Source organism: Methylobacter sp. BlB1, assembly GCF_015476545.1.
Lineage (GTDB): Bacteria > Pseudomonadota > Gammaproteobacteria > Methylococcales > Methylomonadaceae > Methylobacter.
In genome coordinates this window covers 12012-37925 of sequence record NZ_JADMKV010000046.1, presented here as the reverse complement: position 1 = coordinate 37925, position 25914 = coordinate 12012, and the positions used below count along the sequence as shown (strand labels likewise).

The 25914-nt window shown below is 55.2% G+C and carries 24 protein-coding genes; 9 read left to right on the top strand and 15 right to left on the bottom strand.

Annotated features, from left to right (window positions below):
- Positions 1-318: 318 nt before the first annotated feature.
- Positions 319-888, bottom strand: a complete 570-nt coding sequence (locus tag IT781_RS15820; RefSeq protein ID WP_370527023.1) for a tyrosine-type recombinase/integrase — start codon at positions 886-888, stop codon at positions 319-321.
- Between the two features lie 504 nt (positions 889-1392).
- On the opposite strand from IT781_RS15820, the gene IT781_RS15815 reads away from it, so the two are divergent.
- The 3 genes from IT781_RS15815 (at position 1393) to IT781_RS15805 (ending at position 3591) form a co-directional block, all read left to right on the top strand.
- Complete coding sequence (locus IT781_RS15815; RefSeq protein WP_194971145.1) at positions 1393-1953, top strand: hypothetical protein; 561 nt, start codon at positions 1393-1395, stop codon at positions 1951-1953.
- A 148-nt stretch (positions 1954-2101) separates the two neighbouring features.
- The gene (locus IT781_RS15810; RefSeq protein WP_228779202.1) at positions 2102-2254 is read left to right on the top strand and encodes a phage tail protein; all 153 of its coding nucleotides are present in this window, start codon (positions 2102-2104) and stop codon (positions 2252-2254) included.
- A gap of 137 nt (positions 2255-2391) precedes the next feature.
- Entirely contained in the window at positions 2392-3591 is a 1200-nt protein-coding gene (locus IT781_RS15805) for an IS4 family transposase (RefSeq protein WP_194971144.1), read from the top strand.
- A gap of 612 nt (positions 3592-4203) precedes the next feature.
- Here IT781_RS15805 and IT781_RS15800 read toward each other — a convergent pair.
- From IT781_RS15800 to IT781_RS22450, 13 genes are all read right to left on the bottom strand, one after another.
- Positions 4204-4659: a tellurite resistance TerB family protein gene (locus IT781_RS15800; protein ID WP_194971143.1), complete on the bottom strand. Its 456-nt coding sequence runs from the start codon at positions 4657-4659 to the stop codon at positions 4204-4206.
- 28 nt (positions 4660-4687) lie between these two features.
- Positions 4688-5881 (bottom strand): TerD family protein, encoded by a 1194-nt coding sequence (locus IT781_RS15795; protein ID WP_194971142.1) that lies wholly within the window; start codon positions 5879-5881, stop codon positions 4688-4690.
- Between the two features lie 26 nt (positions 5882-5907).
- On the bottom strand, positions 5908-6876 hold the full coding sequence (locus tag IT781_RS15790; RefSeq protein WP_194971141.1) for an HpcH/HpaI aldolase/citrate lyase family protein: 969 nt from the start codon (positions 6874-6876) through the stop codon (positions 5908-5910).
- A complete protein-coding gene (locus tag IT781_RS15785; protein WP_194971140.1) occupies positions 6873-7988 on the bottom strand; it encodes a cysteine protease StiP family protein in 1116 nt (371 codons plus the stop codon). Before IT781_RS15785 ends, IT781_RS15790 begins: the two co-directional genes overlap by 4 nt.
- A complete protein-coding gene (locus tag IT781_RS15780; RefSeq protein ID WP_194971139.1) occupies positions 7978-8733 on the bottom strand; it encodes a hydrolase in 756 nt (251 codons plus the stop codon). The genes IT781_RS15785 and IT781_RS15780 overlap by 11 nt, the downstream gene beginning before the upstream one ends.
- Positions 8705-9925, bottom strand: a complete 1221-nt coding sequence (locus IT781_RS15775; protein WP_194971146.1) for a phosphoribosyltransferase domain-containing protein — start codon at positions 9923-9925, stop codon at positions 8705-8707. Before IT781_RS15775 ends, IT781_RS15780 begins: the two co-directional genes overlap by 29 nt.
- Positions 9925-10962, bottom strand: a complete 1038-nt coding sequence (locus tag IT781_RS15770; protein ID WP_194971138.1) for an ATP-grasp domain-containing protein — start codon at positions 10960-10962, stop codon at positions 9925-9927. Before IT781_RS15770 ends, IT781_RS15775 begins: the two co-directional genes overlap by 1 nt.
- Positions 10963-10973: 11 nt before the next feature.
- Positions 10974-11555, bottom strand: a complete 582-nt coding sequence (locus tag IT781_RS15765) for a TerD family protein (RefSeq protein WP_194971137.1) — start codon at positions 11553-11555, stop codon at positions 10974-10976.
- 151 nt (positions 11556-11706) lie between these two features.
- A complete protein-coding gene (locus tag IT781_RS15760) occupies positions 11707-12282 on the bottom strand; it encodes a TerD family protein (protein ID WP_194971136.1) in 576 nt (191 codons plus the stop codon).
- Between the two features lie 60 nt (positions 12283-12342).
- The gene (locus IT781_RS15755; protein ID WP_194971135.1) at positions 12343-12918 is read right to left on the bottom strand and encodes a TerD family protein; all 576 of its coding nucleotides are present in this window, start codon (positions 12916-12918) and stop codon (positions 12343-12345) included.
- A gap of 21 nt (positions 12919-12939) precedes the next feature.
- Positions 12940-13965 carry a DUF475 domain-containing protein gene (locus IT781_RS15750; RefSeq protein WP_194971134.1) on the bottom strand — a complete coding sequence of 342 codons (1026 nt, stop codon included), beginning with the start codon at positions 13963-13965 and terminating at the stop codon, positions 12940-12942.
- Between the two features lie 731 nt (positions 13966-14696).
- Complete coding sequence (locus IT781_RS15745) at positions 14697-15785, bottom strand: alkene reductase (RefSeq protein WP_194971133.1); 1089 nt, start codon at positions 15783-15785, stop codon at positions 14697-14699.
- 347 nt (positions 15786-16132) lie between these two features.
- The gene (locus IT781_RS22450) at positions 16133-16462 is read right to left on the bottom strand and encodes a septal ring lytic transglycosylase RlpA family protein (protein ID WP_305076260.1); all 330 of its coding nucleotides are present in this window, start codon (positions 16460-16462) and stop codon (positions 16133-16135) included.
- Between the two features lie 532 nt (positions 16463-16994).
- Here IT781_RS22450 and IT781_RS15735 point away from each other — a divergent pair.
- Entirely contained in the window at positions 16995-17669 is a 675-nt protein-coding gene (locus IT781_RS15735) for a fructose-6-phosphate aldolase (protein WP_194971131.1), read from the top strand.
- A gap of 180 nt (positions 17670-17849) precedes the next feature.
- Complete coding sequence (locus tag IT781_RS15730) at positions 17850-18716, top strand: aldo/keto reductase (RefSeq protein WP_194971130.1); 867 nt, start codon at positions 17850-17852, stop codon at positions 18714-18716.
- 57 nt (positions 18717-18773) lie between these two features.
- On the opposite strand, the gene IT781_RS15725 is transcribed toward IT781_RS15730, so the two are convergent.
- Positions 18774-19061 (bottom strand): Rho-binding antiterminator, encoded by a 288-nt coding sequence (locus IT781_RS15725; protein WP_194971129.1) that lies wholly within the window; start codon positions 19059-19061, stop codon positions 18774-18776.
- Positions 19062-19492: 431 nt separating this feature from the next.
- Between IT781_RS15725 and IT781_RS15720 the strand changes: the two genes are divergently transcribed.
- Genes IT781_RS15720 through IT781_RS15705 form a run of 4 tightly spaced genes read left to right on the top strand, consistent with a single transcriptional unit; the run spans position 19493 to position 25892 of the window.
- Positions 19493-23155: an ATP-binding protein gene (locus tag IT781_RS15720; RefSeq protein ID WP_194971128.1), complete on the top strand. Its 3663-nt coding sequence runs from the start codon at positions 19493-19495 to the stop codon at positions 23153-23155.
- Positions 23148-23777, top strand: coding sequence for a hypothetical protein (locus IT781_RS15715; RefSeq protein ID WP_194971127.1), 630 nt, complete (start codon positions 23148-23150; stop codon positions 23775-23777). The genes IT781_RS15720 and IT781_RS15715 overlap by 8 nt, the downstream gene beginning before the upstream one ends.
- Positions 23774-25000 (top strand): hypothetical protein, encoded by a 1227-nt coding sequence (locus tag IT781_RS15710; RefSeq protein WP_194971126.1) that lies wholly within the window; start codon positions 23774-23776, stop codon positions 24998-25000. The genes IT781_RS15715 and IT781_RS15710 overlap by 4 nt, the downstream gene beginning before the upstream one ends.
- Position 25001: 1 nt before the next feature.
- Positions 25002-25892, top strand: a complete 891-nt coding sequence (locus IT781_RS15705; RefSeq protein ID WP_194971125.1) for a hypothetical protein — start codon at positions 25002-25004, stop codon at positions 25890-25892.
- Positions 25893-25914: the final 22 nt, after the last annotated feature.

Genomic DNA, 25914 nt, shown 5'->3' with positions numbered 1-25914 from the left:
TTACGACAAAATCGCTTGGTAGTTAAAGTACGACAAAGTCCCTTGGTGTTAACAGTTAACATTGATAATGTGGATTAGGCCGGATAATGGCTTCAACGATTAGTTTCAATTGAATCTGACATTGATTGGCTGGATGCGACCCTTTCCCGTCGGTTGCGTTTCTCCAAACCGGCCATTCAGCCAAATCCAGATTTTGCGAACTGGAGGGCTACAAAGCGGTCACTGGCGACCTCAACCAAGCGGCCATGAAGAGAAAGTCACCAATTTTTAACGATGGACAGCTAGCTGGCTCATTGCCGCCAATGATTTTGGGTTGGGTTAAAAATCCAATGGGCTTTTAGCCTCTTTAATCGTCACACTGGGCACCGTGTGGGTGTAGATCATCGTCGTTTTCAAATCGCTGTGGCCAAGCAATTCCTGAATGGTGCGAATATCGACGTTGGCCTGTAAAAGATGACTGGCGAAGCTGTGGCGAAACGTATGCGCCGACGCGCGTTTGGTGAGGCGGCTTTTGCGCACGGCTAATTTAATCGCGCGTTGTACGTGAATTTCGTGCAAATGCCAACGCCGGTAGTCTTCACTGCCGGGCACCAAAGTCAGCGATTTGGCGGGGAATAACCATTGCCACGCAAATTCCTTGGCCGCATTTTTATATTTGACATCCAGCGCACTGGGTAAAAACACCCCGGCAGTCTTCGCCGCCAAATCCTCCTCATGCAAGATCGCCACTTGCTCAACTTGTGCGGCAAGTTCGGCAGTCAAAGTTGACGGCATCGGCAGAGTACGGTCTTTCAGACCTTTGCCATCGTGTACGGTCAACACCTGCATGTCGAAATTCAAATCCTGTACTCGTAGTTTCAGGCACTCGAACAAGCGGACAAAGGACACAGAACTAAAAATCAGTTTGTGTGCGTCAGCGTACAGACGTAGCTCTATTTTGTTTATATTCTTTTCCTAACATCTAAACTTAGCATTATTGGTCATTACTACCTATCATCGATGGTATACGGAGGGGAAAATCGTATGCTAATCAAGAATTATTGTGTAGAAACGCATTTGTCGGTAGAAATACGGTTAACTACTTAATCCCTTGTTAGGCGGCATTGCTGATAGGTTGCGGCAATGAAAAGCAGCTAAATGCAACAACCTAATTACTGAAAGAGGGGTTACACAATGAAGTCTACCATCTGTACTACGCTCGTCAGTGTATGTTTTCTACTTCGGAGAGTCGGGGGTGAGTTGTGGCCGGAATGTTTTCCGAAAACAGACCCGAGCAAAACCTACACGGGTCCCGAGTTCAAAAGCATGTCGTCGCCGCGACCGCTATTTTGCGGCCGCGCGTGGCAGAACTCCACGCATCGCTCATCCCCTCAGCAAAAGGGAGTATGCGCGATGCGCCTCAAGACCATATTCGCACTCACGGCTGTGCTTGCCCTGCCGACCACTTTGTCGGCGGCCGGACTCGACAATTTCTATGGCGTGAACATGGCGGCCTGCGTTCCGACGGGCCAGACGTCCGCCCAGTCGGTCCTGTTCAATTCGGGCGGCGAAGCGTCGTTCCGCGACGGGGGGTTCGGCGAGATCATCCTGACCTGCGCCATCCCTAACACGCTCAGCCGAATCACCAAGATGACGGTCAGGTACAAGGATGACGGGGTCCCCGGTGCGGGTTCGCAAGTCGTGACCGCGCTGAGGCAAAAGAGATATGTTTTCAATGGGATTAGTGAGGGCGTGGACTCCGCTCCCTCGACGATTGCCGAGGCAGATAGCAATGCTTTCGTCCCTCCAGTCATCTCTCCGCAGGGGTACAGGGACCACCAAAAGAATGTTCTCCCGACCACCGGGACGCTGACCTTCGATCACCGCCGGTTCTTCTATTACATACAGGTCAACATGCGCCGGCCGGCCGGCACCACCGGCCCAGTCACCGTGGCGTACGTCACGCTGTTCTAGACGCGGTTGCCGACGCGGAGTGAATGAGCAGGCGTTCCTGCATGCCCAGGCATGCAGGTGCGGCTGCTCCCGCTCGGTAGCGCTGTCCAATTGACTCCTGGCCTCCGCTGCCGCCTTTTTGCCTGCCAAAGGCGAAAGGGGGCAACTCATGCCGCAATTCACCGTCAACCCGAACCGCTTCGATCCCTACAAGAACTTCAAGTTCCGGGTGAAATGGGATGGCCGCGAAGTCGCCGGCGTGTCGAAGGTCAGCGCATTGAAACGCACCAACGAGGTGGTCGAACACCGCGAGAGGAATTAAAGGGGCCAGGGTCTGAGGTATCCCCACAAATTCTCTCTATAAAACAATACCCTATTTAGCCATTTAGCTCCCGGTATCGCCAAAATCGCGGTTAGAATTAAGGTTTTCTTTCAAGCCTCTGTGATCGGGAGTACCTCATGTCGGTTATTGAAACGCTGCATAACTTGTTTCGACTTTCACTCTCCAGTCTTCATGCCTCTCGGCTCAAGGTATTAATGGCCGCAGTCGAAGCCGGCTTAAGCGGCGCACCTTTGTCGATTACGGCGCTCGGGCGGGCGGTTTCCGGGCCTGCGTTTATCAAGCATAAAATCAAACGCATGGATCGGTTAGCCGGCAATCGCCACCTCGGAACCGAACGCTTGGCGTTGTACGGCGTCATGGCCCAGTGGTTGTTGAAATCGCTGCCCATGCCCGTGATTCTAGTTGACTGGTCGCCGCTGACTGACGACCAAAGCCAGCAACTCCTGCGTGCCTCGCTACCTGTAGGAGGCAGAGCCATAACCCTATATGAGGAAGTTCATCCTCGCAGCCATTTAGGTAATTCTTACGTACAATGGCAATTCCTGAACCGTCTGCGACAGATCCTGCCGCCATCTGTCACACCGATCATAGTCGCAGACTCCGGGTTTCGCACGCCGTTTTTTCGCGAAGTGGCACACCTGGGCTGGCATTGGCTGGGCCGGATTCGCAACCGGGATTTCATTGCTTTTGCTGATCGCTCCGGGGATTGGCTGCCGGCAAAATCGCTGTATGGCAAAGCCACCCGCAAGCCCACGCTGCTAGGCATGGCGCATTGGGTGCGCAACAATCCGCTATCGGGCCAGTTGGTGGCTTTTTTCCGGCCACCGAAAGGCCGGAAACACCTGACGGTGCAGCGCAGCCCCGTTAAATCCAAGCATAGCCGCAAACAGGCGGCGCGCGAAAAAGAGCCTTGGTTGCTGGTCGTGTCGCCGTCCCTGAAGGCTTACTCGGTGGTTCGGGTGGTGGACTATTACCGAACCCGCATGCAGATCGAAGAAGGCTTCCGCGACACCAAGAGCACGCATTATGGCCTGGATCTAACCCGTGAAAGCCGGATTCAAGCCGAACGACGGGCTAACCTTCTGTTGATCGCCGCCCTGATCATCTTCGCGCTATGGCTCGTCGGCCTCAGTCTAAAAGGTTCCGCTACTGAACGGCAGATCAGGGTCAACAGTGGTCAACAGCGCTCGCCTTATTCGGTTATTTTTCTCGGCCGGATAGCGTGCCGCTATGCCTCATTTGAGCTGTCGGTTGCCTATTGGGAACTGGCGCAAGCACAGTTGATCAGCTATTTCGATACACTGGAGGAGGAATAATTCGTGGGGATACCTCAGGGCCAGGGTCGAATTAAATGCAAATTAATAGCCCAACCCGACAGTCCACACGGACGCTGCGCGATAAAGCCGCGCAACGCCGGTGACTTCTACGTTGAACGACGGCTCTCTGTATTGCAGCCGCCATTTGGCTGAAATTCTTGATCGTCTCTTTTTGGCCGGGTCGAGCCAAAGAGGACGCAAGTTTGCTTGCCGAAAAGCTGCCATTCGCTGAACTTAGGGAGGGAAAATTTCGCCAGCGTCCTCAACGGCCGGTTTTGGCACATAGCAACTATTCATTTTTTAATCTTCAGGCAATGCCAGCATCAGTCTGAATCTGGTTTCATTGATTTCAGATCAAATCCAGGCTTTCGCACATGCAATCATTCCTGGTGTTTTCGGCTTGCGTCACTTTTCCGGTTTAGCGCCGGCCATCGATAAAAACAGCGGCCTTAGCCCTGCCAGAATCGCGTTTTTTGTGCCGTTAAATAATTGACAGACTTCCGTCGCCGCTTTCTTCATCATTGCGGCCGGCCGCAGGTAGCTGGGCTGATTTTTTAAGTCATCATGCCTTTCAACAGCTACCCACCGGGTTGGCCTCGCGGCCTAAAAAGGCTACTCCAATTCAAATTCGGCCGGGTCCAGCGACAGTTCTTTCGCTATCCTGACCGCCATTTTTTTCTCATAGTCATCAAACTCGCCGTCCGATCCGGCTATGCTGATCACCATTCTCAGAATCAGTCTTGCCGCCGCCGCGTTGCTTTCCATTTTTTTGAGGGCTTCGAAGGCCTTGGCTTCCCCGATATCCCTGTCAAACTGCAACTGGCTGACATACGTCTGAAAGGCGTTGACGACATCTATCGTGGTGAATATGGAAAGCGCATCATGCGCTTCGATGAATTTGATCATTTTTTGTTTTTCTTCCGGCGTGATCACGCCGTCGGCCATGGCCACCAACGCGGAGCCGGCCATGGTGGCATTCAGGAAGTCCTTGTTCTTGAATTTAAGCGCCTCGGTTTTCAATTCCGAGGCCTTGTTTTTGAGTGAGGTTAAAAAACTTTCAAAGCTCATGATATTTTTCCTTTTGTTAAAAAATTAATTATTTGGATCCGGCTGCGTAATTCAATCCCCAGCCGTAAGCGGCATCCAAAGACCGGTGACCGTTGAAATAGTCAACCAGTTTGGTGATCACCACCCTGTTTTCGATATTCTCCAGCATGGCGATGGCGCACATCATCTGATCATTCCGGTGGCTGTCCAGCCTGACTTCGATATCCGCCTGCCCGCTGTTTTTTATCGTAATAACGGCATCGGCATGCGACCAGTTCGGAATGCCTTCGTAAATGAAGGCGAAAATCAGAACACGCCGGAATAAATGCCAGTAATCGCCATTGACCGCCAGGTTTTCGCCGGTTACCGACGTGCCGCTGCGGTCATCCTGATCCAGCTCGATATAGGGAAACTGGTGAAAATTTCCGAAGCAGTTTCCCAAGGCCTGAATGCCGCCGATCGAGCCGTCCTGAAATTCGAACAGGCAGCCCAGGTCAAGATCGATGCCGCCCTTGGACCGGGAGAAAAAGCCGGGGGATTTGGTCGGTGTGTTATTCCAGTTTAGATTGACATGGATTTTTCCCAGCTGGCCTTGGGGCTTTTTGTCGAGGGAAATGGATTGCCCTTTTTTCTCCAGCGTCACCTTGCTCAGATTGATCGGCTTTGGCGGAGATGCGGGTTGAATCGGCGGCTGGGCGCTACTCTCGCCCTCCCCGACATCGACGCCATAATGTTTGGCCAAAGGTTCCAGTCCGCCCACAAAGCCCGCGCCGATGGCCCGGAATTTCCAATTCCCCTGATACCGGTACAGTTCCGCGAATATCAGCGCCGTTTCTGAAAATGACGAGGTATCCAGCGCAAACGAAACCAGTTCGATCCCCGACAGAAAATCCTTGACCAGCACGGTGATTTTTTTCACATCCCTGAAAGCCAGCCCGTTGAGATTGCCCTGAAAAATAGTCGAGGTGAAGACGATTTTATTGATCTGAGCTCCCACGCGGTCCAGATGCAGCGTCAGCTTATGGCTGTTGCAGTCCAGCTCGATGCCCTGATCCAGCCTGGATGGCTGGTTGAAAAACACGAAATCCTTGTCCGAGCCCACCTTTTCCGTTTCATTCAACAGAAAGGCGCTGGTGTCCAATGCCAGGTCAGGCGGCATTTGAGCGGGAATGATCATGACATGCAGGTCATGATGCGCCAGGGTGATATTTTGTCCGGAGACGAGGTCTTTGCGCGCGTTCATGGCTAATCCATACGTGTTTTTAGAAATCAGGCATAGGAAGAAGTGGGCGACAGGTAACCGATGTCCATGGCTGCCTGATCCAAGCCATAACAATGATAGCGCTGCAGAATTTGCCGCGCCCAGTTCGAATGGGTGGAGACCTCGCACATGGCGTCATGCATCCTGAACACGGCCGGCATATCGCGATTCAGGATGGACAAGGCCATCTCATGATCCTGGCAGGAAACCGAATAATGCTTTTCTATCATCGGTATTTGCTCCGGATGAATCGCGGTTTTGCCTACCAGCCCGTGCGCCATGTCCAGACGGATCTCCCGGTCCAGCGTCTCTTTATCGCTCAGGTATTCATACACGGGCGCCGAGAGCGAAAAGCCGAGCGGCTTGTAAGTCGTGACGAGCTGGCTGATAACGCCGGACAACGGTGTTTCGTACAAGGTGATGCCCCGGGGGCGGCGCAGTCCCAATAAATTCAACAGATCATTGCCGCCGATCCGGATCAGGAGGATCTGGGATTTCATGGCATCTTCGGCCAGCGACACGGCAAGTTCGCGCATGGCCCCGGGGTCGAAAACGTCGGCCGTTTCCAGGGTCGGCATAATCAGAAACCGGGAGCCTCGCAGCGCTTCCAGGTACTGGTCGCGGTTAGCCTGATTAAACTTGGGCAACACAAAGCCGTCGATCTTATGGATGCCCGGCAGGTCCAGAATGCGCTTCAGTACGTCCGGATTTCTGGGCCGGATAAATCGGCGTTTGTCGGCAATTGAGCTGATAAGCGGCAAAAAATTGCGCAGATTCCGGATCGACAACTCGACATCTCTGTCGGCAACGGCATCCTCGGTACAGATTATCATGGTCCGGATAAACGAAATCTTCTCCGCGTTGGCGATTTTCAGCAGGTCAGGATGCATCGCCGGCACGTATAAAGGCGCCCCCAGCGTCCAGCCCGAAAGCTTTTCCGTCAAATGCGGGTGAAAGGACCTTCTTGTTATTGTCATGTCAGTTCCTTAATTAAAGCGACAGCTCGATAAGGCAGATCCGGGCAGGCCTTTATCGGTATGTTCTTTGTCTCGGCAAGATAAATCAGATGTTTGACGGCGGCATCCTCACGCGCCCTCACCAGCAACAGATCCGCTTCCCGCCTTAGAAAAACCCGGGTCGATTCGCCGATGCCGGGTTTAATCAGATTCTGGTCGGCAACGCCGTAGCTGTCGCGAATCCAGGCAAGAAACCGGCGGGATTGTTCCTTCAGGACCTGCTTGGGCACCGCCTCGCCGGACAGGCGCAGCTCGGGATCGAAACGGGGCGACGCCGGCTGCGTCATGATTTCATCGGCGGCGCTCATGATCGAGTCGACAAAATCCCTGGAAAGGTCGGCATCGGCATAATCCCGGTAGAAATGACAGCCGTGATAGTCCGTCTCAAGCAATTGCGCCTTGTCGATCACGGACCGGCTGACCAGACCCGACACGGTCGCGTTAAGAATACTGGACGGAATCAGATAGTCTTCCGCCGATGCCGACACGAAAGCGGTGCCGGCAAGATCGGACAGCACGTAAAGCTCGGGCGGAACAACAATCCCATGCTTGTCCGCGAAGCGCTTCAGGCTGATCTCCAACTGTCTGGAAATAACGCCCTTGCCGGTCCAGCCGTCGACGAACGCGAGCGAATCCGGCGCATGATGCGCCAGAATATGACGCAACGCATTTTCATCAATGCCTACGTCGCGCATGATCGAAACCGAATAATGCGCGGCATCGATGCCAAAATACCGCCCGAGCATACGCTTCAATAAAACGCCGACCGGCGTGCCCGCGCGCATCAGGGAAACCAGGACAATGCCGTTTCGGCGCGTCTCGCTGATTTTTTTAGCCAGGATCAGCGTGTGCCTGGCCACCAATGCCCGGTTGTCGGACAGCGCGCAGCTGAAAAGGTCCAGATAATCCTGGGAAGGCCGTTTTTCATGGGTGAGCATCTGCGAATAATGCTTTTTACCGGCTTGAATCAGGGCTTCCTTCGCCTTGACCGGCGTGTGCTCGATGCGGATGGGCTTCAGTAAAAAGCGTACATCCTCCACGGAATAACTGCCGGAGAAATAATCAGGCGTCATGGAAGAGCCTCCCCAACTGCGTACCGTTAGGAATCATGGCGTAATCGCAGAGCGACATGAAGGGCAGATCGGTTTTGCTGTCGCCCATGCCGATGGTGACTATCGGCCCATGCAGGTCCGCATAGCGGGCCTTTAAAAAGCCGACCGCCCGAGCTTTTCCTACCACATCGGGAAGGACGGCCAGATTATTGCCGTTGAGATGATAGTAAAGCCGGCCCGACAACACGGATTCATGCGGCCTGATCACCGCGCTCAGAAGCCTGTCCAGTGCCACCTCGTCCGCCGCCGCGTGCTTGATGACGCCATACCAGGTGACGCCGAAATCCTTGATTAATCGCGGATTCAGCGCCGGATCACGGCGCGCATGGCAATGAACCTGCTCCCAAAGATCAAAAAGATCGCGGTGATAGCCCGGCAAAACATCGGCCATATAGCCTTGCCATTCCGGATCGATCCGGCGGTTTTTATCCAGGATGACGGCCCCGTGATTCAAAACCGCTTCTTCGGTAAAAGGCAGATCGACTCTGGAAAACGCGTCAAAATCTCTCGCCGTGACCGGAATCATGCGGCCGGCGCCTGAAAGCCACTGCCACAGCCATGCCTGTTTGGGCGTGGCGTACGATAGCGGCGAGCCGTCCTTGAGATAGGCGCGCGGCTGCAGCCCGTCTCGATCCGCCAGCGGTCCGCACTTGCGCAGCGTCTGAAACAGCGTATCGTCAAGGTCGATAAAAATGAAGCTCTGCATTGTTGTCCCGATAGGAAAATTGCGCGCCGACCGCGTTCAGTTGTTTTAACAGCCCAATGAAATCGGTGCCGCGGCTAGTATTGCCCGGTACCCGCGGGGTTTCGTGGCAGGCCACGATCAGGCTGAAATCGTCTGCATCGACGTTGTAAAGGAAATTGTCGATATCGTCCTGATAGTTGTCGGTGAATTGAATTCTTGACGCAATCGCGCCTTCCGGAAAAATGGGCGAGCGCGTGGTGGCCTGGACAATCACGCGATAACCGAGACGCTCGAGCGAGCGTCCCAACAGAAAGGCCGGCGGATTGCATTCACCGGTGCCGAGTACGAGGATCGGCCGATTGTCCGGCTCCACGGGCAAAAAGGCCAATAAGCCCACAACATTCAAATCGGAGAAGCGCACCGGCCGGTCCATGCCCAGGCGACCTGGCCAGGCCAAGATGTCGCGCTTGCACAAGCCGTTGCCGGCGACATTGATGGTGTTATCGCGAAATTGATCCTGATCCGTATCAACCGGATCGAAACGCAATTGCCCGGCCAGCAGGCTGACCCATTGCACCGGGATGCCGGCCGAAGCTTCAAGGCGGTGCCGGTGCTCGGGCGAGGCGAAATTGACCAGGCTGACGATGAAGACTTTTTCCAGCTGCGGATTAACGGCACGGTACGCCGCTATCAACCGGGCAAAAGTCGCGCCGGTGCTGATTTCGTCATCGATCAAGACCAATTGCCTGGCGTTTAAAAATGTGGCGCGGTCTTTTTCATGCTCAGGATAATAAAGGAAAAAATCGGTGGCGTGACTGTGCTCTTCAATAAATGCGAGCCGGTCGCCGCCGGCCAGGTGATAGCGCGTGGTTTGCATGAACAGCGCGTTGCGCACGCCCAGATTGTAAGCCGACTCGAAAACGCCATAGCCCAGGCCGGTCGCCGTTTCAGCCATGCCTACCCAAAGCGAGGGCGCCGAAAAATCTGTTTGATCAAGAAGCTTTCTGGCCAGCGCGCGATAGGACCAGGCCATGGTTCTCGGTAAAACCGGATAATGCTTGCCCAGAACTTTGCTGACCAACAGGAATCCGCGCTTACTGTTAATGCGCGATGCGAACCCCAAAAGCCGATGCAAAGGCACGCGGCCTGGCTCGGTCATGACATGGAGACGGCCGGTTCTGAGATCGACGACCTGATGCCGGGATTTTCCCATCACAGCGCCGCCTCTTCCACAACGACCGGCGTGTTGATTTCCCGCACGCGCATGCCGTAAGCGATGGCCGTGGACGCAAGCGCCCGGGGCGGATTTTCATTGTTGACGGCCTGCAACGCTATTTTTGCCAGGTTGGCGCCGGACAGGCAGGCCATGCCAACACCGCCGGACGGTCTGGCATTGATCTCCAGAAGACGCGGCCCATCGACGCCTTCCTTAAACTGGATATTGAACAACCCGTTCAGGCCGTAATGGGCTGTCAGGCGCTCGACCATGCCGGCGATTTCCGGCTGGTTGTCGATGATTTGGGCATGGCCGGCGGTCAGCGGTTTTTTCCGCTGCACGGCGCACCAGAGCCTGCCATGAGAAGCCGCACAATCGACGCTCCATTCATGCCCGGGCAAATATTCCATGACCAGCAACGTATCGAACCGCGGTGACTGCGCCATACCGAAACGCAGTTCGCTCGAGGGTATCTGATAGCTCACGCCTTTAAGCAAATGGGCAATACTGGGCCGCGCATCATCAAGCACACGAAAACCCAGCCCGTACACGGATATGGCGGGTTTGACGCAAAGCTTGTCATGTTTGCGGCGCAGCATGTCGACCGCCCTGTCGAATTCGTCAAACGTGTTCACCGGCACCGAATCGGGCGGCAACGCGACTCTATGATCGAGATCGGCATAAAACGCCGCTTTGTCATTCAATAACGTCAGAACCGCGTGATTGGCTACGGAAACGACACGCGTCCCCTGAGACACAAACCGCGCCTGGTGTTCAGCGATCAATGCCGCTTCTTTGCCCGGCCAGAATAAATCGATGCGCTGCTGCCGGCAGAAATCAACGGCCCAGTCAAGGTATTCCGTACCGCTTAACCCGGCAGGCTCGATAAATATTTCATCAGCCACCGCCATGCCGGGCGCATAACGGTGTTCATGCGAGAAAACCAGCGTAATATCGCCTTCCGTATTGGTCTGGCGAAGGTTTCTTAAAACGGAGTGAATGGAGGAAAAGGTTTTATTAAACCAGATGCGCATGAACGGACCGATTATAAATAGGGAATAATGGCCGGAACCAATTGCTCAAAAGTGCGGCCGCTGGAAGATTCTCCGATGGCGTGCATTTTCCACTCATTATTGTGCCGGTAGACTTTAGCCATGATCTGCGCCGTATGCGCGCCCTGGGCCGTTAATGTATAACGGGCGATTTCATTTTGATTGGCGGCATTGACCAAGCGGCAGTAGGCATTTGCAACCGAGTCAAAAGATTGGCCGGTAAAGGAGTTGACGGTGAAGACCAGGGACTTGATAGAGGCCGGCACTTTCGACAGATCGACGATAATCTGCTCGTCATCGCCGTCGCCCTCGCCGGTTCTGTTGTCGCCGGTATGCACGATGCTGCCGTCGCGGCTTTTCAACTGCCTGAACCAAACGGTATCGGCGACCTTGTTGTCTTCGCCGAACAGGATGCAGGAGGCATCAAGATCGATTGAGCCGCCGCCTGAAAAACCGCCGAACAAGCCGCCTTTTTTCACGGCATCCCAGCCCAGCCCCATGATCACTTTAGTGAGCGCCTGCCCGGATTCCTTGTCCAGGGATATTTTTTGACCTTTTTGTAACGAAATTGCCATAGGAGAATCCTGTATGATTAAAAAATCTGAATTATGTTAGCCGCATTGGGACGGCGCTACTGAAAACGCAGCGAGGGAAATTCCAGCCGGCCATCGGAGATCGCCTCAGTCTCCGCCCTTTACGGGACGGCATGAATTTCCCCCGGCAAAATCAAACGTTAACGCCGAAAGATGAAGCCAATGGTCCTAAGCCGCCCGCGAAGCCCTGGCCTACGGCCTTGAATTTCCAATCCGCGCCGCTGCGATAGATTTCACCGAAAATCATAGCCGTTTCGATGGAGGCATCCTCGCTCAAATCGAAGCGGGCGATTTCGGTGCCGTTTTCTTCATTAACGATTCGAATGTACGCTTTGGAAACCTGGCCGAAGTTTTGATTGCGCGTGTCGGCTTCGTGAATCGTGACGGAAAAAACCACCTTGTCGATTTCCGCCGGCACTTTTGAAAGCTCGACCTTGACGGTTTCATCATCGCCTGTCGCATCGCCGGTCTGGTTGTCGCCCAGATGAACCACGGAGCCATCGGCCACGTTTCTATTGTTGTAGAAGCAAAAGTCGCCATCGTTCCTGACTTTTCCGTCCGCCTTTACCAGAAAGCAGCTGGCATCGAGATCGAATGCCGCGCCGTCGGTAACGCGCGCGTCCCAGCCCAGGCCGACTTGTATTTTATTGAGTCCGGGCGCTTCTTTGCTCAGATTGACGTTGCCGCCTTTGGATAATGATACAGCCATGATAGTCTCCTTTTTTAATGTAGTTGAGTTATATGCTCTTTGGAACACTTTGAAATAGATTTAAAGCTGAATGCCGTGCTGGATAGCCAGCGCTTTTAAACCGCCGGCATAACCCTGGCCGACGGCTCTGAACTTCCATTCGTTGTTGTGCCGGTAAATTTCGCCGAAGATCATGGCGGTCTCGATGGAGGCATCCTCGCTCAAATCGAAACGAGTCACTTCATTATTGGTATCCTGATTGACCAGACGGATCGCGGCATTATGCACTTGACCAAAATTTTGGCGCCTTGAATCGGCGTCATGGATGGTAACGGCCACGACGATTTTGGCAATGTCCTGCGGCACTTTATCCAGAATGACTTTGATCACCTCGTCATCGCCATCGCCCGCACCGGTACGGTTATCGCCGGTATGCTCGACAGAACCGCAGGTCGATTTGAGCTGATTGTAGAAAATAAAGTCGTGATCGCCCCGGACCTTGTTATCGTCCTTAACCATGAAGACACTGGCGTCGAGATCGAAATCAGAACCATCGGTTGATCTGATATCCCAACTTAAGCCGACCAGCATATTTTTCAATTGCGGATCGGTTTTGCTTAAGCTGATGTTGCCGCCTTTGCTCAGTGAAATAGCCATCGCATAATCTCCTGTAGTGCATTATGAAGAGGAATTCGCCGCTTCTTTTTTCTTGAAACGAATTGAAGACAAAACGGACAAGGCAATGAATGCCGCGCCGATCAACCCGGTAAATACTTCCGGAATCGGCGTATGGGTGCTGATCAGCATGATCAGCGCCAAAGCCCCTATCGCGTAATGGGCGCCATGCTCCAGAAACACATATTCATCAAGCGTGCCCTTGTTGACCAAAAACACGGTCAGCGACCGCACGAACATGGCGCCGATGCCCAGGCCCAGCATGATGATCACGATATCGCGGGTAATCGCGAAAGCGCCGATCACGCCGTCAAAGGAGAAAGAGGCGTCCAGGAGCTCGAGGTACAGAAACGCCATGACGCCGCCCTGCTTGATGGTATCCATGACCTCCGCATCTTCGTCTTCCGACTCGACCTGGAAAAACCGGTCCAGACTGCTGACCAGCCCATACAGGAAAATACCCCAGACGCCGCCGAACAAGACATCATGCTGATGCGATTCTTCAACGAACGTATAGGTAATCAGCAACAGCATCAATGAAAGCGTACTGGCGACCGCATCGATTTTTCCAAGCGCCTGCACTTTTTGCTCGAGCCTGCCTAGCCAGTAAGTATCGCGTGCTTCATCAAACAGAAAAGAGAAAGCCACCAACAGCAGAAAAGTGCCCCCGAAAGCGGCGATAAAGGTATGTGCCTCCTGTAAATGCTTTGCATACTGTTCGGGCGCATGAAGGGCCATATTGGTGACCGACGACAAATCCAGGCCGGTCGCGAATGCGACGATCAGAATCGGGAACAGCAGCCGCATGCCGAACACGGCAACGATAATCCCCCAGGTTAGAAAACGCTGCTGCCAGGCAGGCGACATGCGTTTCAGAACCGAGGCGTTGACGACGGCATTGTCAAAAGACAAGCTGACTTCCAGCACTCCCAGTATCAGCGCCAGAACGGCGCCTTCGAGACCGCCAAAAATAAAGGCAGCGATCAGGCAGACGATGGTAAAAAAAATGGAAATATAAAAATAACGCATAGGTGACAAATAATTAAGGCCAGTAGGGAAAGATGTTAAATACAATATTAGACGAAATGCGGCATGGAAATAGTCGGAGGATCGATAATCACGTTACCCAATCCATTTTTCCAATCCTTGATCCCAATAATAGCTGATGGGCCGGCGCTTAAGGCTATCAAGGCATTGAAACGGCAAAAAAGCCATCAGGAATAATGTCAATGTAACCGGCATGAAGAAAAGGAGAAACAGCATGACGACAATTTCACTTCGCGCCGGAATGGCACGGAAACCCAGCGTAAGCCCCAGACTTATTGCGCAAACAAACGCTCGAGAGGAAAAAATGGATGAGGAAAATCAAGCGAGTAAGGGCCGGCGCCTGAAGCCCCTTGCGAACAGGGAATGCCAGCCGTGTATTGACGATGCCTGATGCGTTAAGAGCGAGCCCGGAACCCAAAGCGATAAAGCGACTCGGTGCGACGCCAACAGAAGCACAATTAATCTTCCTAGCATTCAATTTTGTGGCCTTCAACTAAAATTATCAGTGGGCTGTTAGACTTTCCCGGATAATATCCAGCGTGTTCCACATTGTCAATGAAAAACGACCTCAAGCTGAGCCTGACCCTTTGCCGCCTCTGGCAACCGTTAATGCCGCGGCGCAGCCTGATCTCCATTCAAATCCAGGGATAAATACTGATCTATCAATCAGCGTCCTGCTCCTCCCCTACTGAGAAAACAGCGCGCCGCTATCTTTAGTCGGCCAGAGCCGGATAGTCGGTATAACCATGCGCCCCGCCCTGATAAAACGTATCGAAATCGGGCTCATTCAGCGGCGCATTTTTAGCGAAGCGTTCGGGCAGATCCGGATTGGCGATGAACAGCTTGCCGAACGCGATCAGGTCGGCGCGGCCTTCGGCAATGGCGGCCGTCGCCGTCTCGGCCGTGTAACCGGCGTTGAGCATGTAAATGCCGCGATACAACTGTCTTAACTCCTCAAGATCGAACGCGGGCCCCGCCGCGCCGGGCGCATCTTTGCCCATTTCCGTAATGTGCAGATAAGCCAAGTTGAAACGGTTGAGCTGCTCGACCACATAGCTGAACGTGGCTCTCGGGTCGCTGTCGCGAATGTCGTTGAATGGCTGCAGCGGCGACAGGCGCAAACCGACCTTATCGCTGCCCCAGACCGATGTGGCGGCTTCAATCACTTCAAACAGCAGGCGCGCCCGGTTGGCGATGGAGCCGCCGTAAGCATCGGTGCGCCGGTTCGTGCCGTCGCGCAGGAATTGGTCGAGCAGATAGCCGTTGGCGCCGTGAATTTCCACGCCGTCGAACCCGGCCTTCAAGGCGCAATCGGCGCCGTGCCGGAACTGTTCGACAATGCCCGGGATTTCAGCCAGCTCAAGCGCGCGCGGCGTGACGAAATCTTGCGGCCCCTGCTCGGTCGAGGCCTGTCCGGCCGGTTTCAGCGCCGATGGCGCTACCGGCAACGCGCCTTCCGGCTGCAATGAAGGATGAGAAATACGGCCGACATGCCACAGCTGCAGGAAAATGCGCCCGCCTTTCTCATGCACGGCCGAGGTAATGACCTGCCAGCCCTGAATCTGGGCGTCATTATAGATGCCGGGCGTGAACGGATAGCCTTTGCCTTGCTGCGAAACCGGCGTGGCTTCGCTGATGATCAGGCCCGCGCTGGCGCGCTGACGGTAATATTCCGCCATCAACTCATTGGGAATGCCGTCTGTGCTGGCGCGGCAGCGCGTCAAGGGCGCCATCGCCAGACGGTTGGGCAATTCATAGGGACCGAGTTTGACAGGGAACAAAACCGTTAACGCTTCAGACATGGCAATAACCTCATGGAATGGGCAGGAAGGACTATTCTAATCGGAATGCTCAATAATGGCATGCGGCAAATGCGCTGGCCTTCAGTGAACGAAAGCTGTGGCTTGGAATAAGCCGCACAGAAATTTAGGAGTAATAACTGATGTTACGCAATGGTAAGGTCGAATTCATTTATACCCTTTGGATACGTGTGCCCCTGGTGGGTATTCGACCCTAAACACTGAAAATGGTTAAGTGCCAGTGAATTCGCGCCTACACGACACAAAACAACCGGGCTGCCGTCAGGATCAGCCAGAGATATTGAAAAATCCTTCAGAAAAAGGCAACAGGGGCGAAAGCCCCGCCAATATTAACTGCGTTTGCCTGTTTTACCGTCATGCCCCATTTCTGCCAAGGCTTGATCGCGGCTGATCGGCGTAACAACCACGGACCCTATGCCTTGACCTTGAATGCCAAGTTTTTTGGCGGCTGCATAAGAAAGATCCATTTCTCGCTTGCCGGGGAAAGAGCCTCGGTCATTGATGCGCACGATGACAGTACGATTATTTCTGGGATTGGTGACTTTGGCGTAAGAAAGAAGAGGCAGCGTCTTGTGCGCGGCGGTCATGGCATACATGTCAAATCGTTGACCGCTGGCGGTTTTTTTACCGTGGAAATCGGCGCCATACCACGAAACCATGCTGCGCTTGGCTGTTCTTGAGGGTCCTAAAGTGTGCCTCGTCTTATGAGCTTTTGCCGTTCTGTGTTTGGAAGCGGCAGTAATCACGTGGCGTTCGGAGGCCTCAGCGGTTGATAATGGCTGAGAAAAATAACTGCATAGAACAAAAATAGAAACAACTCGTATGATTTTATTCATAAAGTAGTGTTTTTTTTATTTAGACAATTCGATTCTAACTTCACGAACCTTAAATTAACCTTAAAGATTGTTTTAAGGCAAGCTTAATATTTGATTTTTATATGCTTCCTTCCCGGCAATGAATGCCGCAAAGCCAGTTGTCATCAGTCATGAGGTCACCTGGGACTGTCGCGGGGATTTTTCCCGATTGTTGAAATTGCAGGTCATGCTGACCGCAAAAACTGCCTGCCGGACAGCAATTTTCCGGCAATATGTTCCGGATTTTCCGGATAAAACAAGAGCTTGCGTGTCGATTATTTTTTATTCGGGCAAACGTCCGTTAGAATTTCGGTCTATTTAATTGAGGGTATGAAAAATGATTGAGTTATATCTTGATACGGCCGATGTCGAGCAGGTAGCGCGCTTTAACGCCTGCCTGCCCGTGAAAGGCATTACCACGAACCCGTCCATCCTGGCTAAAGCCGGCGTAGGCCTGAATCAGTTGCTGCCCGCCGTGTCGGCGGTCATCGGTCCTTATGCCCGGTTTCATGTCCAGGTGGTCAGCCAGACGGTTGGCGGCATGGTCGCGGAAGCCGCACAAATTCATGCGCTGCCCTATGATGTGGTCGTCAAAGTGCCGGCCACGGAAACAGGACTGGCCGCGATCAGGAAAATGAAAGCCGACAACATCCCCGTGCTGGCGACGGCCATCTACAGCGCGCAGCAAGGCTTTCTGGCGGCCTTGTGCGGGGCCGATTACCTCGCTCCCTATGTCAACCGCATCGATGCAATGGGTGCCGATGGCGCCGGCGCCGTGGCTGATCTGCAGCTGCTGCTCGATCGGCACTGCCTGGACAGCAAGCTCCTGCCGGCCAGTTTCAAGAACACCCAGCAGGTCGTGGATGTATTGAAGGTGGGCGTTGCCGCGATTACGCTGCCGGTTGATGTCGCAGCGCAGATGTTTGCCCATCCGGCGGTTCAGCCGGCCGTAGACCAGTTTACGCAGGACTGGCAGGCGGTATTCGGCAGCAAGCTGTCATTTGAAAGCTGAACCTGGAATTACATGAACCTGTGGGGGCGACTTCAGTCGCCTCATATGCCTACACCAGGCGGCTGAGGTCGCACCACACACTGTAAGTTTTAAGGCGCTGACCAGGAACTCCTGGCACGGCCTACGCTCTTTGTTACTATCGATTCCATGAATCAGTGCGCAGCGCATCAGGAGGCCGGCATGTCAGATACGTCCCATAAGATCAACCGTTATGTCACGCATAGAGGCGTCAGGGTTCCTACGCTTCTGTACGGAACGGCCTGGAAAGAGGCTCAGACCGAAACCTTGACGCAACAGGCCATCACTGCGGGCTTTCGGGGCATCGATACGGCCAACCAGCGCATGCACTATTACGAAGCCGGCGTCGGCGAAGGCGTCCAGCAGGCTTTAACCGAAATGAGCCTGGAGCGCGGCGACCTGTTCCTGCAGTCGAAATTCACCTACGTGAACAGCCAGGACCACCGCCTGCCCTATGATCCGAAAGCGGACTACACCACACAGGTGATGCAGTCGTTCGAAAGTTCACTGGCGCATCTGAACACGACTTATCTGGACGCGTACCTGCTGCACGGCCCGTCAGTGAGCCAGGGCCTGAGCGCGGCCGACTGGGAAGTCTGGCGGACCCTGCAGACGCTGCAGAAATCCGGTTCCGTGAAGCTGACCGGCGTTTCCAACGTCGGCTTCGACCAATTGAAGCTGCTCATCGACAAGGCCGAGATCATGCCGGCCTTCGTGCAGAACCGGTGCTTTGCGCGCACCAAATGGGACGTCAGAATTCGCGAACTCTGCCATGCCCATGACATACGCTATCAGGGCTTCTCACTGCTGACGGCCAACGTGACTGAACTGAGCGGCCCCAAGGTGCACGAGATTGCGGAAAGGCTGAGCTGTTCCGTGCCGCAGGTCGTGTTCCGATTCGCGCTGCAGCTGGGCATGATCCCGCTGACCGGGACCACCAGCCAGCGCCACATGGAAGAGGATCTGGAAGTCTATGACTTCGAGCTTGACGAAACCGACATGGATACGATTGAGAATATCGCTTTTTGAACGGCGGGAAGCAGCGCGCTTCGCGCCCGGCAATGGCCGCTGACGCTCAAAGAAGGCTTAATGAGCCCTCACCTGGCCGTTTACCGGCATATCCACAAACGATACATCGTGAAATTTGGCATCGGGCGTCAGCACATGCATGTACGCCAGTTGCGCCAAGTCCACCTGCTGCTTCTGCCCGTTATCGATAATCAGAAATTCGCGCCTGTCTCCCGATGTCGTCACATTGATCGCCTTGCCGATCAGGACCTGGTCATCCTTTAACTTCAGCTTGACTTCATAGCCGTACAGGCAGGCGACTTCAATATAATCAAACAGATCACAGGATATTATGTTTTCACTCATGATGAACTCCTTCAATAAAGCATCACAAATATGATCGACTCGCAGGCAAAAGAACCCGCCTGTTTTTTTAATGGCCGGTATGCCAAAGACTCGCGCCCGGTTCCGCAGTTCCACCGGCTGCAATTCGGCCCGCAACACGTCAATTTGAATTTATCAACTCACAAAGGCCATGAAAAACACGAAGTTCTTTTCTGATTTTCTTCGTGCAATTCGCGGCCATCAGTCATATTGATTAAAACGTCTACTACAAGCTTGCCAGCCGCCGCGCTTAAATCCGAGGTTCATGCAAGCAACGGAAATGGTAAAATAACGCCAGCTTTCAAACAACACCCGCTATTGACCGAAGTCAGACGATTGCATCTTCTCAGACCCGCATTGTTTATTTCCCGCCTGTCATCAGCCAGTTACGTTTCAAAAACTCAAGGACACCGATGTCGACAACCTATCAATTAACCAGCATTGTCCTGATCGACAGCTTTTGGGCCGGGCAGACCGTGCTGTTGAACGTGGACGGGCACACCAGCCTGAGCGGCACGAACGGCGCCGGCAAGACGACTTTTCTGCGCCTGATGCAGCTGTTCTGGGGCGAGAGGCCCAGCAATATCGTCGGCAGCACGGGCAGCAAAAAAAGCTTCATCGACCATTACCTGCCGCGTGCCAGCAGTTACCTGATTTACGAATACCAGCGCCCTTTCGGCCAGGTCTGCCATGTCATGGTGCAAAGCGACGGGCGCACCGCGCGCTACAAATTCATCGACGCGCCTTACGAACGTGACTGTTATATCGACGAGAACAGCCTGCCGCGCGACAGCGCCGCCGTCGAACGCCAGTACAAGCTTAACAAGCCTGTCGAGACTTCGCGCATCATGGGCGTTGACGACTACTGCAGCGTCATCCAGCATCACCATAACTCGGGCAAGAAATGGATTCGCGCGCTGCAACGGCGTTTTTCGATGGCCTCCTCGCCGGTCACACACATGGAAAAAGTCATCGGCGCCGTAGTCGAGAAAATCGGCGATTTCGAAGTCATCAAACAAATGCTGGTCGACATCTCGCGCGACCGGCTCAGCCAAAGCCTACTCGATCAGGAGCAGCGCCGCAATCCGTTTCAGCTCAGCAAAAGCCACATCGACGGCTGGCTGGCCGACATCAGCGCCGCGCGGTCGCTGGAAGCCAGGCGCGATTATTTCGACGAACTGCTGCAGGCCGCAGAAAAGCTGAAAGACACCCACAGCGAACTGTCTCACATCCATTTTCTGGCGCGCAACAGCCACAAAAAGGCCCAGGCCGAACTGGAAAAAGGCAGCGAGCTGATCAACGAGACTAAAAAGCAGCTGCAGCAACTGGGCCTGGACTTTGCCCGACAGCAGGAACCCAAAAACGAAACCTTACGACAGCTAAATCAGCAGATCAAAGACCTGGATTTCCAGATCCATGCGCTGGAAGACAAAAAGCAGCAGTACGAGCAGCAGGATGCCGAAACCTTCGCGATCAAGGGCGCGCTGCTCGGGCAATACCGCGAACAGCAGGCGCTGAAAAAGCAGGAAATCGAAGCGCTGGAAAGCAAAACCAAAGACATCAAGACGCTTTACGAACATCAGCTGACAGAACTGAAGCACCGGCACACTCATCAGTTGCAGGCATTTGACACGCAACGCGCCACGGAAGAACTGGACAGGGAGAAAAAGCTGGCAGAAGCCGAAACCCAGTACCAGCAGCGCAGGGAACAGTCAGCCAAGGACAGCGAGGCCCGCACACAGCCGCTCAAAGAGCAAAAGGCGCACTTGACGACCGAATGCGCCGTCAAGCAAAGCGAGCGCCAGCATGTGCCCATGCCCGAAGCGCTGGCGCAACAGATAGAAAAGACCCGGCAGGAACTGGCCGAGGTACGCCAGGCCATCAGGCAGGCCGTGGACGGGCAGCAGGCCGCCGACAAGGCCTACTACGCCGCGCGCGAAGCCTTCCACGACATCGAAACCCGGTTGAAGAACAAGAAGGCGCAGCTGCGGCAGTACCAGCAGCAGCATGAAACCTGCCTGAAGCGGCTGCAGCCGGCCGAAGGCACGCTGCAACACTTTCTGGAGCAGGAAGTCGACGGCTGGCAACAGACGATCGGCCGCGTCATCGCCCCCGACTTGCTGGAGCACAAAGGCCTGAACCCGACCATCATGCCCGGCATCGAGCCCAGCTTCTACGGACTCAGCCTGGATCTCGAAGCGCTGGCCGGCCGCGAACTGGAAGCCACCAAAGCGGCCCTGCAGGCCGAAGAACAGGTCTTGTTCAAAAAGATCGAGGAAACCCAGGCCGATATCACGCGCACGGAAGCCAGTCTCGGCGCCGCATCCGCCACACTGGAGCAAAGCCGCCAGGACCGGCAAAAGGCCGAGCACCACACGCAACGCGCGCGCCAGCAGGAAGAAACGCTAAGCGAGCAGGAGCAAAGCCTGACTCATCAGGCCAAGGCCGAAATCGAAAAAGCGCGTGCCAGCATCCAACACACCATCGACATCCTGCAAGCCGAAATCAAGCGCTGCGACAAGGATCTGCAAACCGTCGCCGAAGAAAGCCGCACCGGTCAAACCCAACTGCATCAGGAGCATCTGGTCCGCCGGGCCATCATCGAATCCGATGCCCAGAACCGGCTCCAGGCCATACAGGATCTGATCAAGCAGGAAAAAGACGGCTATCAGGCCGAGCAGCAGCGCATCAAAGCCCGCCTGCAAGCCGACTTAAAAGAGAGCGGCGCCGATGACACGATCATTGAGCTGAGCCGCCAAGTGGAAGAACTGAAAGCCAAAGAGGAACAGGCCAGAAAATTTCAGGAACAGGCCGAGCAGTACCAGCGCTGGCTGGATGAACAATGGCAACAGCACGCCAGACTGTGCCGGCAACGCAGCGAGTGCCAACAGCAACAGGCGCTGCTGAAAGATGAAATCGCGCAAATGGAGCGCGACTTCAAGGCTAACAAAGAAAAGCTCAACAGCCTGATCTACCAGCAGGAGCAGGCGCTGCAGAAAGCCCAAAGCCTACTGGCGCAACTCGACAACGCGATCAGTCAGCTGGAAAACCACCCGCCGGTCATCAACGAGGCATTGCGCGATTACGCGCCCGACACGCTGCAGAGGCTGACCCAGAGCTTCGGCCAGCAACGCCGGAGCCTGGAAAAGACGCTGCTGAACGGCCGGCAGACCATTGTCCAGCTGTTCAACACGCATCAGCGCAGCCAGCTGGCCGAAGCCTGGAACCGGGCGCTGGAAGCCGCGGCGGACTCTGCGCACAACGGCCTGGAGATCGAGCAGCCGCTGAAAGACGTGCTGAAAATGGTCGCCAACGTCAAGCAGGCGACCAGCCAGCAGATCGAGCTGCATGCCACGGACGTGAACGCGTTCTACCAGCATCTGCGCAACTTCGAACGCATCATCAAATCGACCGGCGCCCTGCTGTCGAAACACGTCAGCCAGGAAAAGCACTTTGCGGCGCTGGGCGAGATCACCGTCACCGTGCGCTCGAAAATGAGCGATCTGGACTACTGGCAGGCTTTGAAACAGTTCGGCGACAATTACGGCCGCTACCGCGAACACGCCGATCTGACCGGCGACAGCGACATCCCGGTTTCCCTGATCGAAGCCATGACGGCGCTGACGGCACTGCTGCCGGCCGACGGCATCAAAATCCGGCATTTGTCGCTGTTCGACATCGAATTCACCATTTCTGAAAACGGCCATACCAAGCAGGCCCGCAACGCCAAGGAGCTCAAGGACGTCAGCTCCACGGGCTTGTCCTATCTGGCGCTGATCACGTTCTTCACCGGCGTGACGGCCATGCTGCGCAAGCAGAGCCAGACTGTGGTTTGCTGGCCGATCGACGAGCTGGGCGATCTGGCGCCCGAGAATATCGAGGCCATGATGACCATGCTGAGCCACCAGAACATCCGCATCATCTCGGCCAGCCCGACAGCCGACCGCAACGTGCTGAGCCTGTTCGACCGGCGCTACCTGATCGACAGGCAGAAACTGCACGAAGTCGCGATACCGGCCAGCAAGCTCGATGCGCTGCTGACGCCCATGACCCACCGGGAGACCAGCCATGTTTAAACGCGTCGTTGAAGCGCTGTTGCGCGGCGAATTTATCTGCCCGACCGCGTATGCCGACGAATACGGCTACCTGCGCCATCAGGAAAATTTTCAGAAAGTGTCGGATTATCTCGCGCCGCTGGACCGGGCGCTGTGCACGCTGGACGGCGGCGAAGCGTTCTATGCCGGCTACGCCGTCATCGACGAGACCAACCGCAGCCAGATCCGCGAAGCCTTCTCGGAAATCCGCTCGCAGCTGCGGCCGGTCGTCGAATGGATGGACCTGGTCATGACGGCCCTGGGTTCTGACCGGCCGGTCCGCGCCCGCGACGAGATCCGCCTGCATCAGATGCTCAGGGCTATCGAGCCCGAGCCGTCGCTGTGCGAGCAAATGGCGCGCCTGACTCAGATGCCGTTCTTCCGTACAGCCAAAACCAACGTCGCCGAACAACTGCTGTGGGTGCTGCAAAAGCTGGAGCAAAGCGGCTATCTGGTCAAGCCCAATCCGCAAAGCTCGACTTATCTCGTGACCGGCAAGATGGATTACCTGCATCAGGTCATCGCGTTTCTGAACGATGCCGAAGAACTGGAACTGGATCAGGCCGATGAGGACAGCGGCGAACAGGCGGAGCTGTTTGAATGAGTTTCGATCATGAACAGGTCGCGGCGCTGATCAGGAAACTCGGCAGTTCCGATGAGCTGCTGGCCGAGGCCTATATTCAGGGCGCCGTGTTCATCGATGACGAGAACGCCGGCGCCATCGAAAGCCTGAAAAAATCCGGCATCCTGCGCCTGTCCGAACAGGCTGATGAATACCGGCTCACGACCGACGTCAAGCGCCTGATCGACCGGCTGCTGCTACGCAATGCGCGCTACCGGCAGAACACCGACATCGCGCGCATGATCCGCAGCATTGAGGAGGACATCGCCGCCTACCGCGCTGCGCTGGACAGCAACGAGCAAGACGAGGCCCGGTATCATCTGGAACAGATCGACGACACGCTCTACGAATCGCTGGAACTGCTCGAAAACAGCATCAGCGTCATGTTCTCGGCCATCACCAGCCAGTTCGGCTTCGTCAGTTCGCTGACCAGCAAGATCCGTGAAAACGAGCGGGCGCTGACCTATGCGCAGCAGCTGGTCGAGGAGCTCAGCCATATCAATCTGGAAGCCTGCTACGAATGGCTGAACTGGGCCGCGCCGGCCGAACTGTCGCGCAAAATCATTCGTTTCGTCGACCAGTACAAAAGCATCGTCGAGCGCCTGGCCAGCATTGTCGGTCGCATGAAAACACTGCTGTTCACCTTGAGACAGCAGGAGCAAACTGCGAACCGGACCCGCGCCATGGCGCGCTTCCTGAAGCAACACCCCGAATGGAGCCCGCTGGCCTGGGCCGATGAACCGGCCGTGCCGGCCATCCTGAACCGCAGCCCCGATTTGGGATTGAAAGCCGGCCTCGATACGACCCGCGCCGCCCTGCAGGCCGAATTCGTCGACATCATCCACGAATTGAAACGGCAGACCAGACCTACGCCGCTGGTCGACATGAACCGCGCCTCGGCGCCGGTCGGCCAGGCCGATACCGGCCATATCGATTATCTGCGCGATCTCTATGAAGAGCACACCGAAACGCTGTTTGCATCGGCCTTGCAGGAGCAGGGGCGTCAGGTATCGGCCTTGCACTACTGGCAGCAGCACGACCTGGCTATCGCGCCGGACTTGTGGCTGAACATCGTGTTCGCGCACTACTGCAGCCTGCCCCAGCGCATACGCGCAGCCATTGCCTTGGAGATGCAGGGCGATGCATTGCCGGGCTTTACCGGCAATCAGCTGATCTCGGAAATCCGGCTGCGGCGGGTGCGTTGATATGAACCGGTCCCTATACCGCTGGATACGCGATCTGGTTTACGATAATCCCGCTGAAACGACGATACGATCCGACAGCATCCTCGGCCGCAAAGCGCTGGAAAAATACCGGTGCGGGCATAGCCGGAACGGCAAACTGGTCTTTACCGCCCAGGACAAAGCCGCCCTGCGCAGTCTCGTAAAAGCCGAGCTGGGTATAGATCCTTTTTACGTCAATGATTTGCCCGATCGCCGCACCGATACCGCCCGGCTCCACCCCAACGAAAAACTGGCCCGAAAACCGGCCAGCCATGACCATGTGCTGCTCAACTGTCCTGCCGGCAAGCTACAGCTGAACGGCCGGCATTTCGATTTACAGGCACCGTTCATAGCCTCGGCCGGGCTGACGGCGCTCGCGTCAGGCATCACGGAGATAGGCCATGCGAGCCTTGTCGTGGTCGAGAACCTGGAAATCATGTCGCGCTGCGCCGAATTCATCATGCCGGCCCCGTTGCATGAAGCGCTATGGATCTACCGGGGCGATTCGGCAACCGGCGCCCGAGTCGATGCCTGTCATGATTTATTGCGCCGCCGTGCAGCCGGCAAAACAGTCATCGCATTCAGCGATATGGACCCTAAAGGGCTTGAAATTGCATTGACGATGCCTGCTGCCTCACACTGGCTGGGGCCTGACAAGACGATGTGGACGTCATGTTTAAAAAGCAAATATGCCAGCCGCAACGGCTTTGATGTGCAAGGGGAAGCCATGGCATATCTCTTGAGCACCGATAAAACCGGCCTATCTGCCGAGCTGGCGGCGCTGATCGCGGCCCTATGCAGCGAGCGCAGTTCCTTTAGACAGGAACACATGCTGGCCCATGCCGTCCCGTTGGCATTGTATCCGCTCAGATAACTGAACCCGCTGTAGGTGCGAA

What these genes read in the sequence shown, in the direction of transcription:
- IT781_RS15755 (WP_194971135.1), bottom strand. Translation starts at nt 12,918, where the DNA reads ATGGCTATTTCACTGAGCAAAGGCGGCAACATCAGCTTAAGCAAAACC.
- IT781_RS15745 (WP_194971133.1), bottom strand. Translation starts at nt 15,785, where the DNA reads ATGTCTGAAGCGTTAACGGTTTTGTTCCCTGTCAAACTCGGTCCCTAT.
- IT781_RS22450 (WP_305076260.1), bottom strand. Translation starts at nt 16,462, where the DNA reads ATGGTTTCGTGGTATGGCGCCGATTTCCACGGTAAAAAAACCGCCAGC.
- IT781_RS15710 (WP_194971126.1), top strand. Translation starts at nt 23,774, where the DNA reads ATGAGTTTCGATCATGAACAGGTCGCGGCGCTGATCAGGAAACTCGGC.
- IT781_RS15730 (WP_194971130.1), top strand. Translation starts at nt 17,850, where the DNA reads ATGTCAGATACGTCCCATAAGATCAACCGTTATGTCACGCATAGAGGC.
- IT781_RS15715 (WP_194971127.1), top strand. Translation starts at nt 23,148, where the DNA reads ATGTTTAAACGCGTCGTTGAAGCGCTGTTGCGCGGCGAATTTATCTGC.
- IT781_RS15785 (WP_194971140.1), bottom strand. Translation starts at nt 7,988, where the DNA reads ATGACGCCTGATTATTTCTCCGGCAGTTATTCCGTGGAGGATGTACGC.
- IT781_RS15775 (WP_194971146.1), bottom strand. Translation starts at nt 9,925, where the DNA reads ATGGGAAAATCCCGGCATCAGGTCGTCGATCTCAGAACCGGCCGTCTC.
- IT781_RS15760 (WP_194971136.1), bottom strand. Translation starts at nt 12,282, where the DNA reads ATGGCTGTATCATTATCCAAAGGCGGCAACGTCAATCTGAGCAAAGAA.
- IT781_RS15735 (WP_194971131.1), top strand. Translation starts at nt 16,995, where the DNA reads ATGATTGAGTTATATCTTGATACGGCCGATGTCGAGCAGGTAGCGCGC.
- IT781_RS15790 (WP_194971141.1), bottom strand. Translation starts at nt 6,876, where the DNA reads ATGACAATAACAAGAAGGTCCTTTCACCCGCATTTGACGGAAAAGCTT.
- IT781_RS15810 (WP_228779202.1), top strand. Translation starts at nt 2,102, where the DNA reads ATGCCGCAATTCACCGTCAACCCGAACCGCTTCGATCCCTACAAGAAC.
- IT781_RS15765 (WP_194971137.1), bottom strand. Translation starts at nt 11,555, where the DNA reads ATGGCAATTTCGTTACAAAAAGGTCAAAAAATATCCCTGGACAAGGAA.
- IT781_RS15795 (WP_194971142.1), bottom strand. Translation starts at nt 5,881, where the DNA reads ATGAACGCGCGCAAAGACCTCGTCTCCGGACAAAATATCACCCTGGCG.
- IT781_RS15725 (WP_194971129.1), bottom strand. Translation starts at nt 19,061, where the DNA reads ATGAGTGAAAACATAATATCCTGTGATCTGTTTGATTATATTGAAGTC.
- IT781_RS15800 (WP_194971143.1), bottom strand. Translation starts at nt 4,659, where the DNA reads ATGAGCTTTGAAAGTTTTTTAACCTCACTCAAAAACAAGGCCTCGGAA.
- IT781_RS15815 (WP_194971145.1), top strand. Translation starts at nt 1,393, where the DNA reads ATGCGCCTCAAGACCATATTCGCACTCACGGCTGTGCTTGCCCTGCCG.
- IT781_RS15805 (WP_194971144.1), top strand. Translation starts at nt 2,392, where the DNA reads ATGTCGGTTATTGAAACGCTGCATAACTTGTTTCGACTTTCACTCTCC.
- IT781_RS15705 (WP_194971125.1), top strand. Translation starts at nt 25,002, where the DNA reads ATGAACCGGTCCCTATACCGCTGGATACGCGATCTGGTTTACGATAAT.
- IT781_RS15780 (WP_194971139.1), bottom strand. Translation starts at nt 8,733, where the DNA reads ATGCAGAGCTTCATTTTTATCGACCTTGACGATACGCTGTTTCAGACG.
- IT781_RS15750 (WP_194971134.1), bottom strand. Translation starts at nt 13,965, where the DNA reads ATGCGTTATTTTTATATTTCCATTTTTTTTACCATCGTCTGCCTGATC.
- IT781_RS15770 (WP_194971138.1), bottom strand. Translation starts at nt 10,962, where the DNA reads ATGCGCATCTGGTTTAATAAAACCTTTTCCTCCATTCACTCCGTTTTA.
- IT781_RS15720 (WP_194971128.1), top strand. Translation starts at nt 19,493, where the DNA reads ATGTCGACAACCTATCAATTAACCAGCATTGTCCTGATCGACAGCTTT.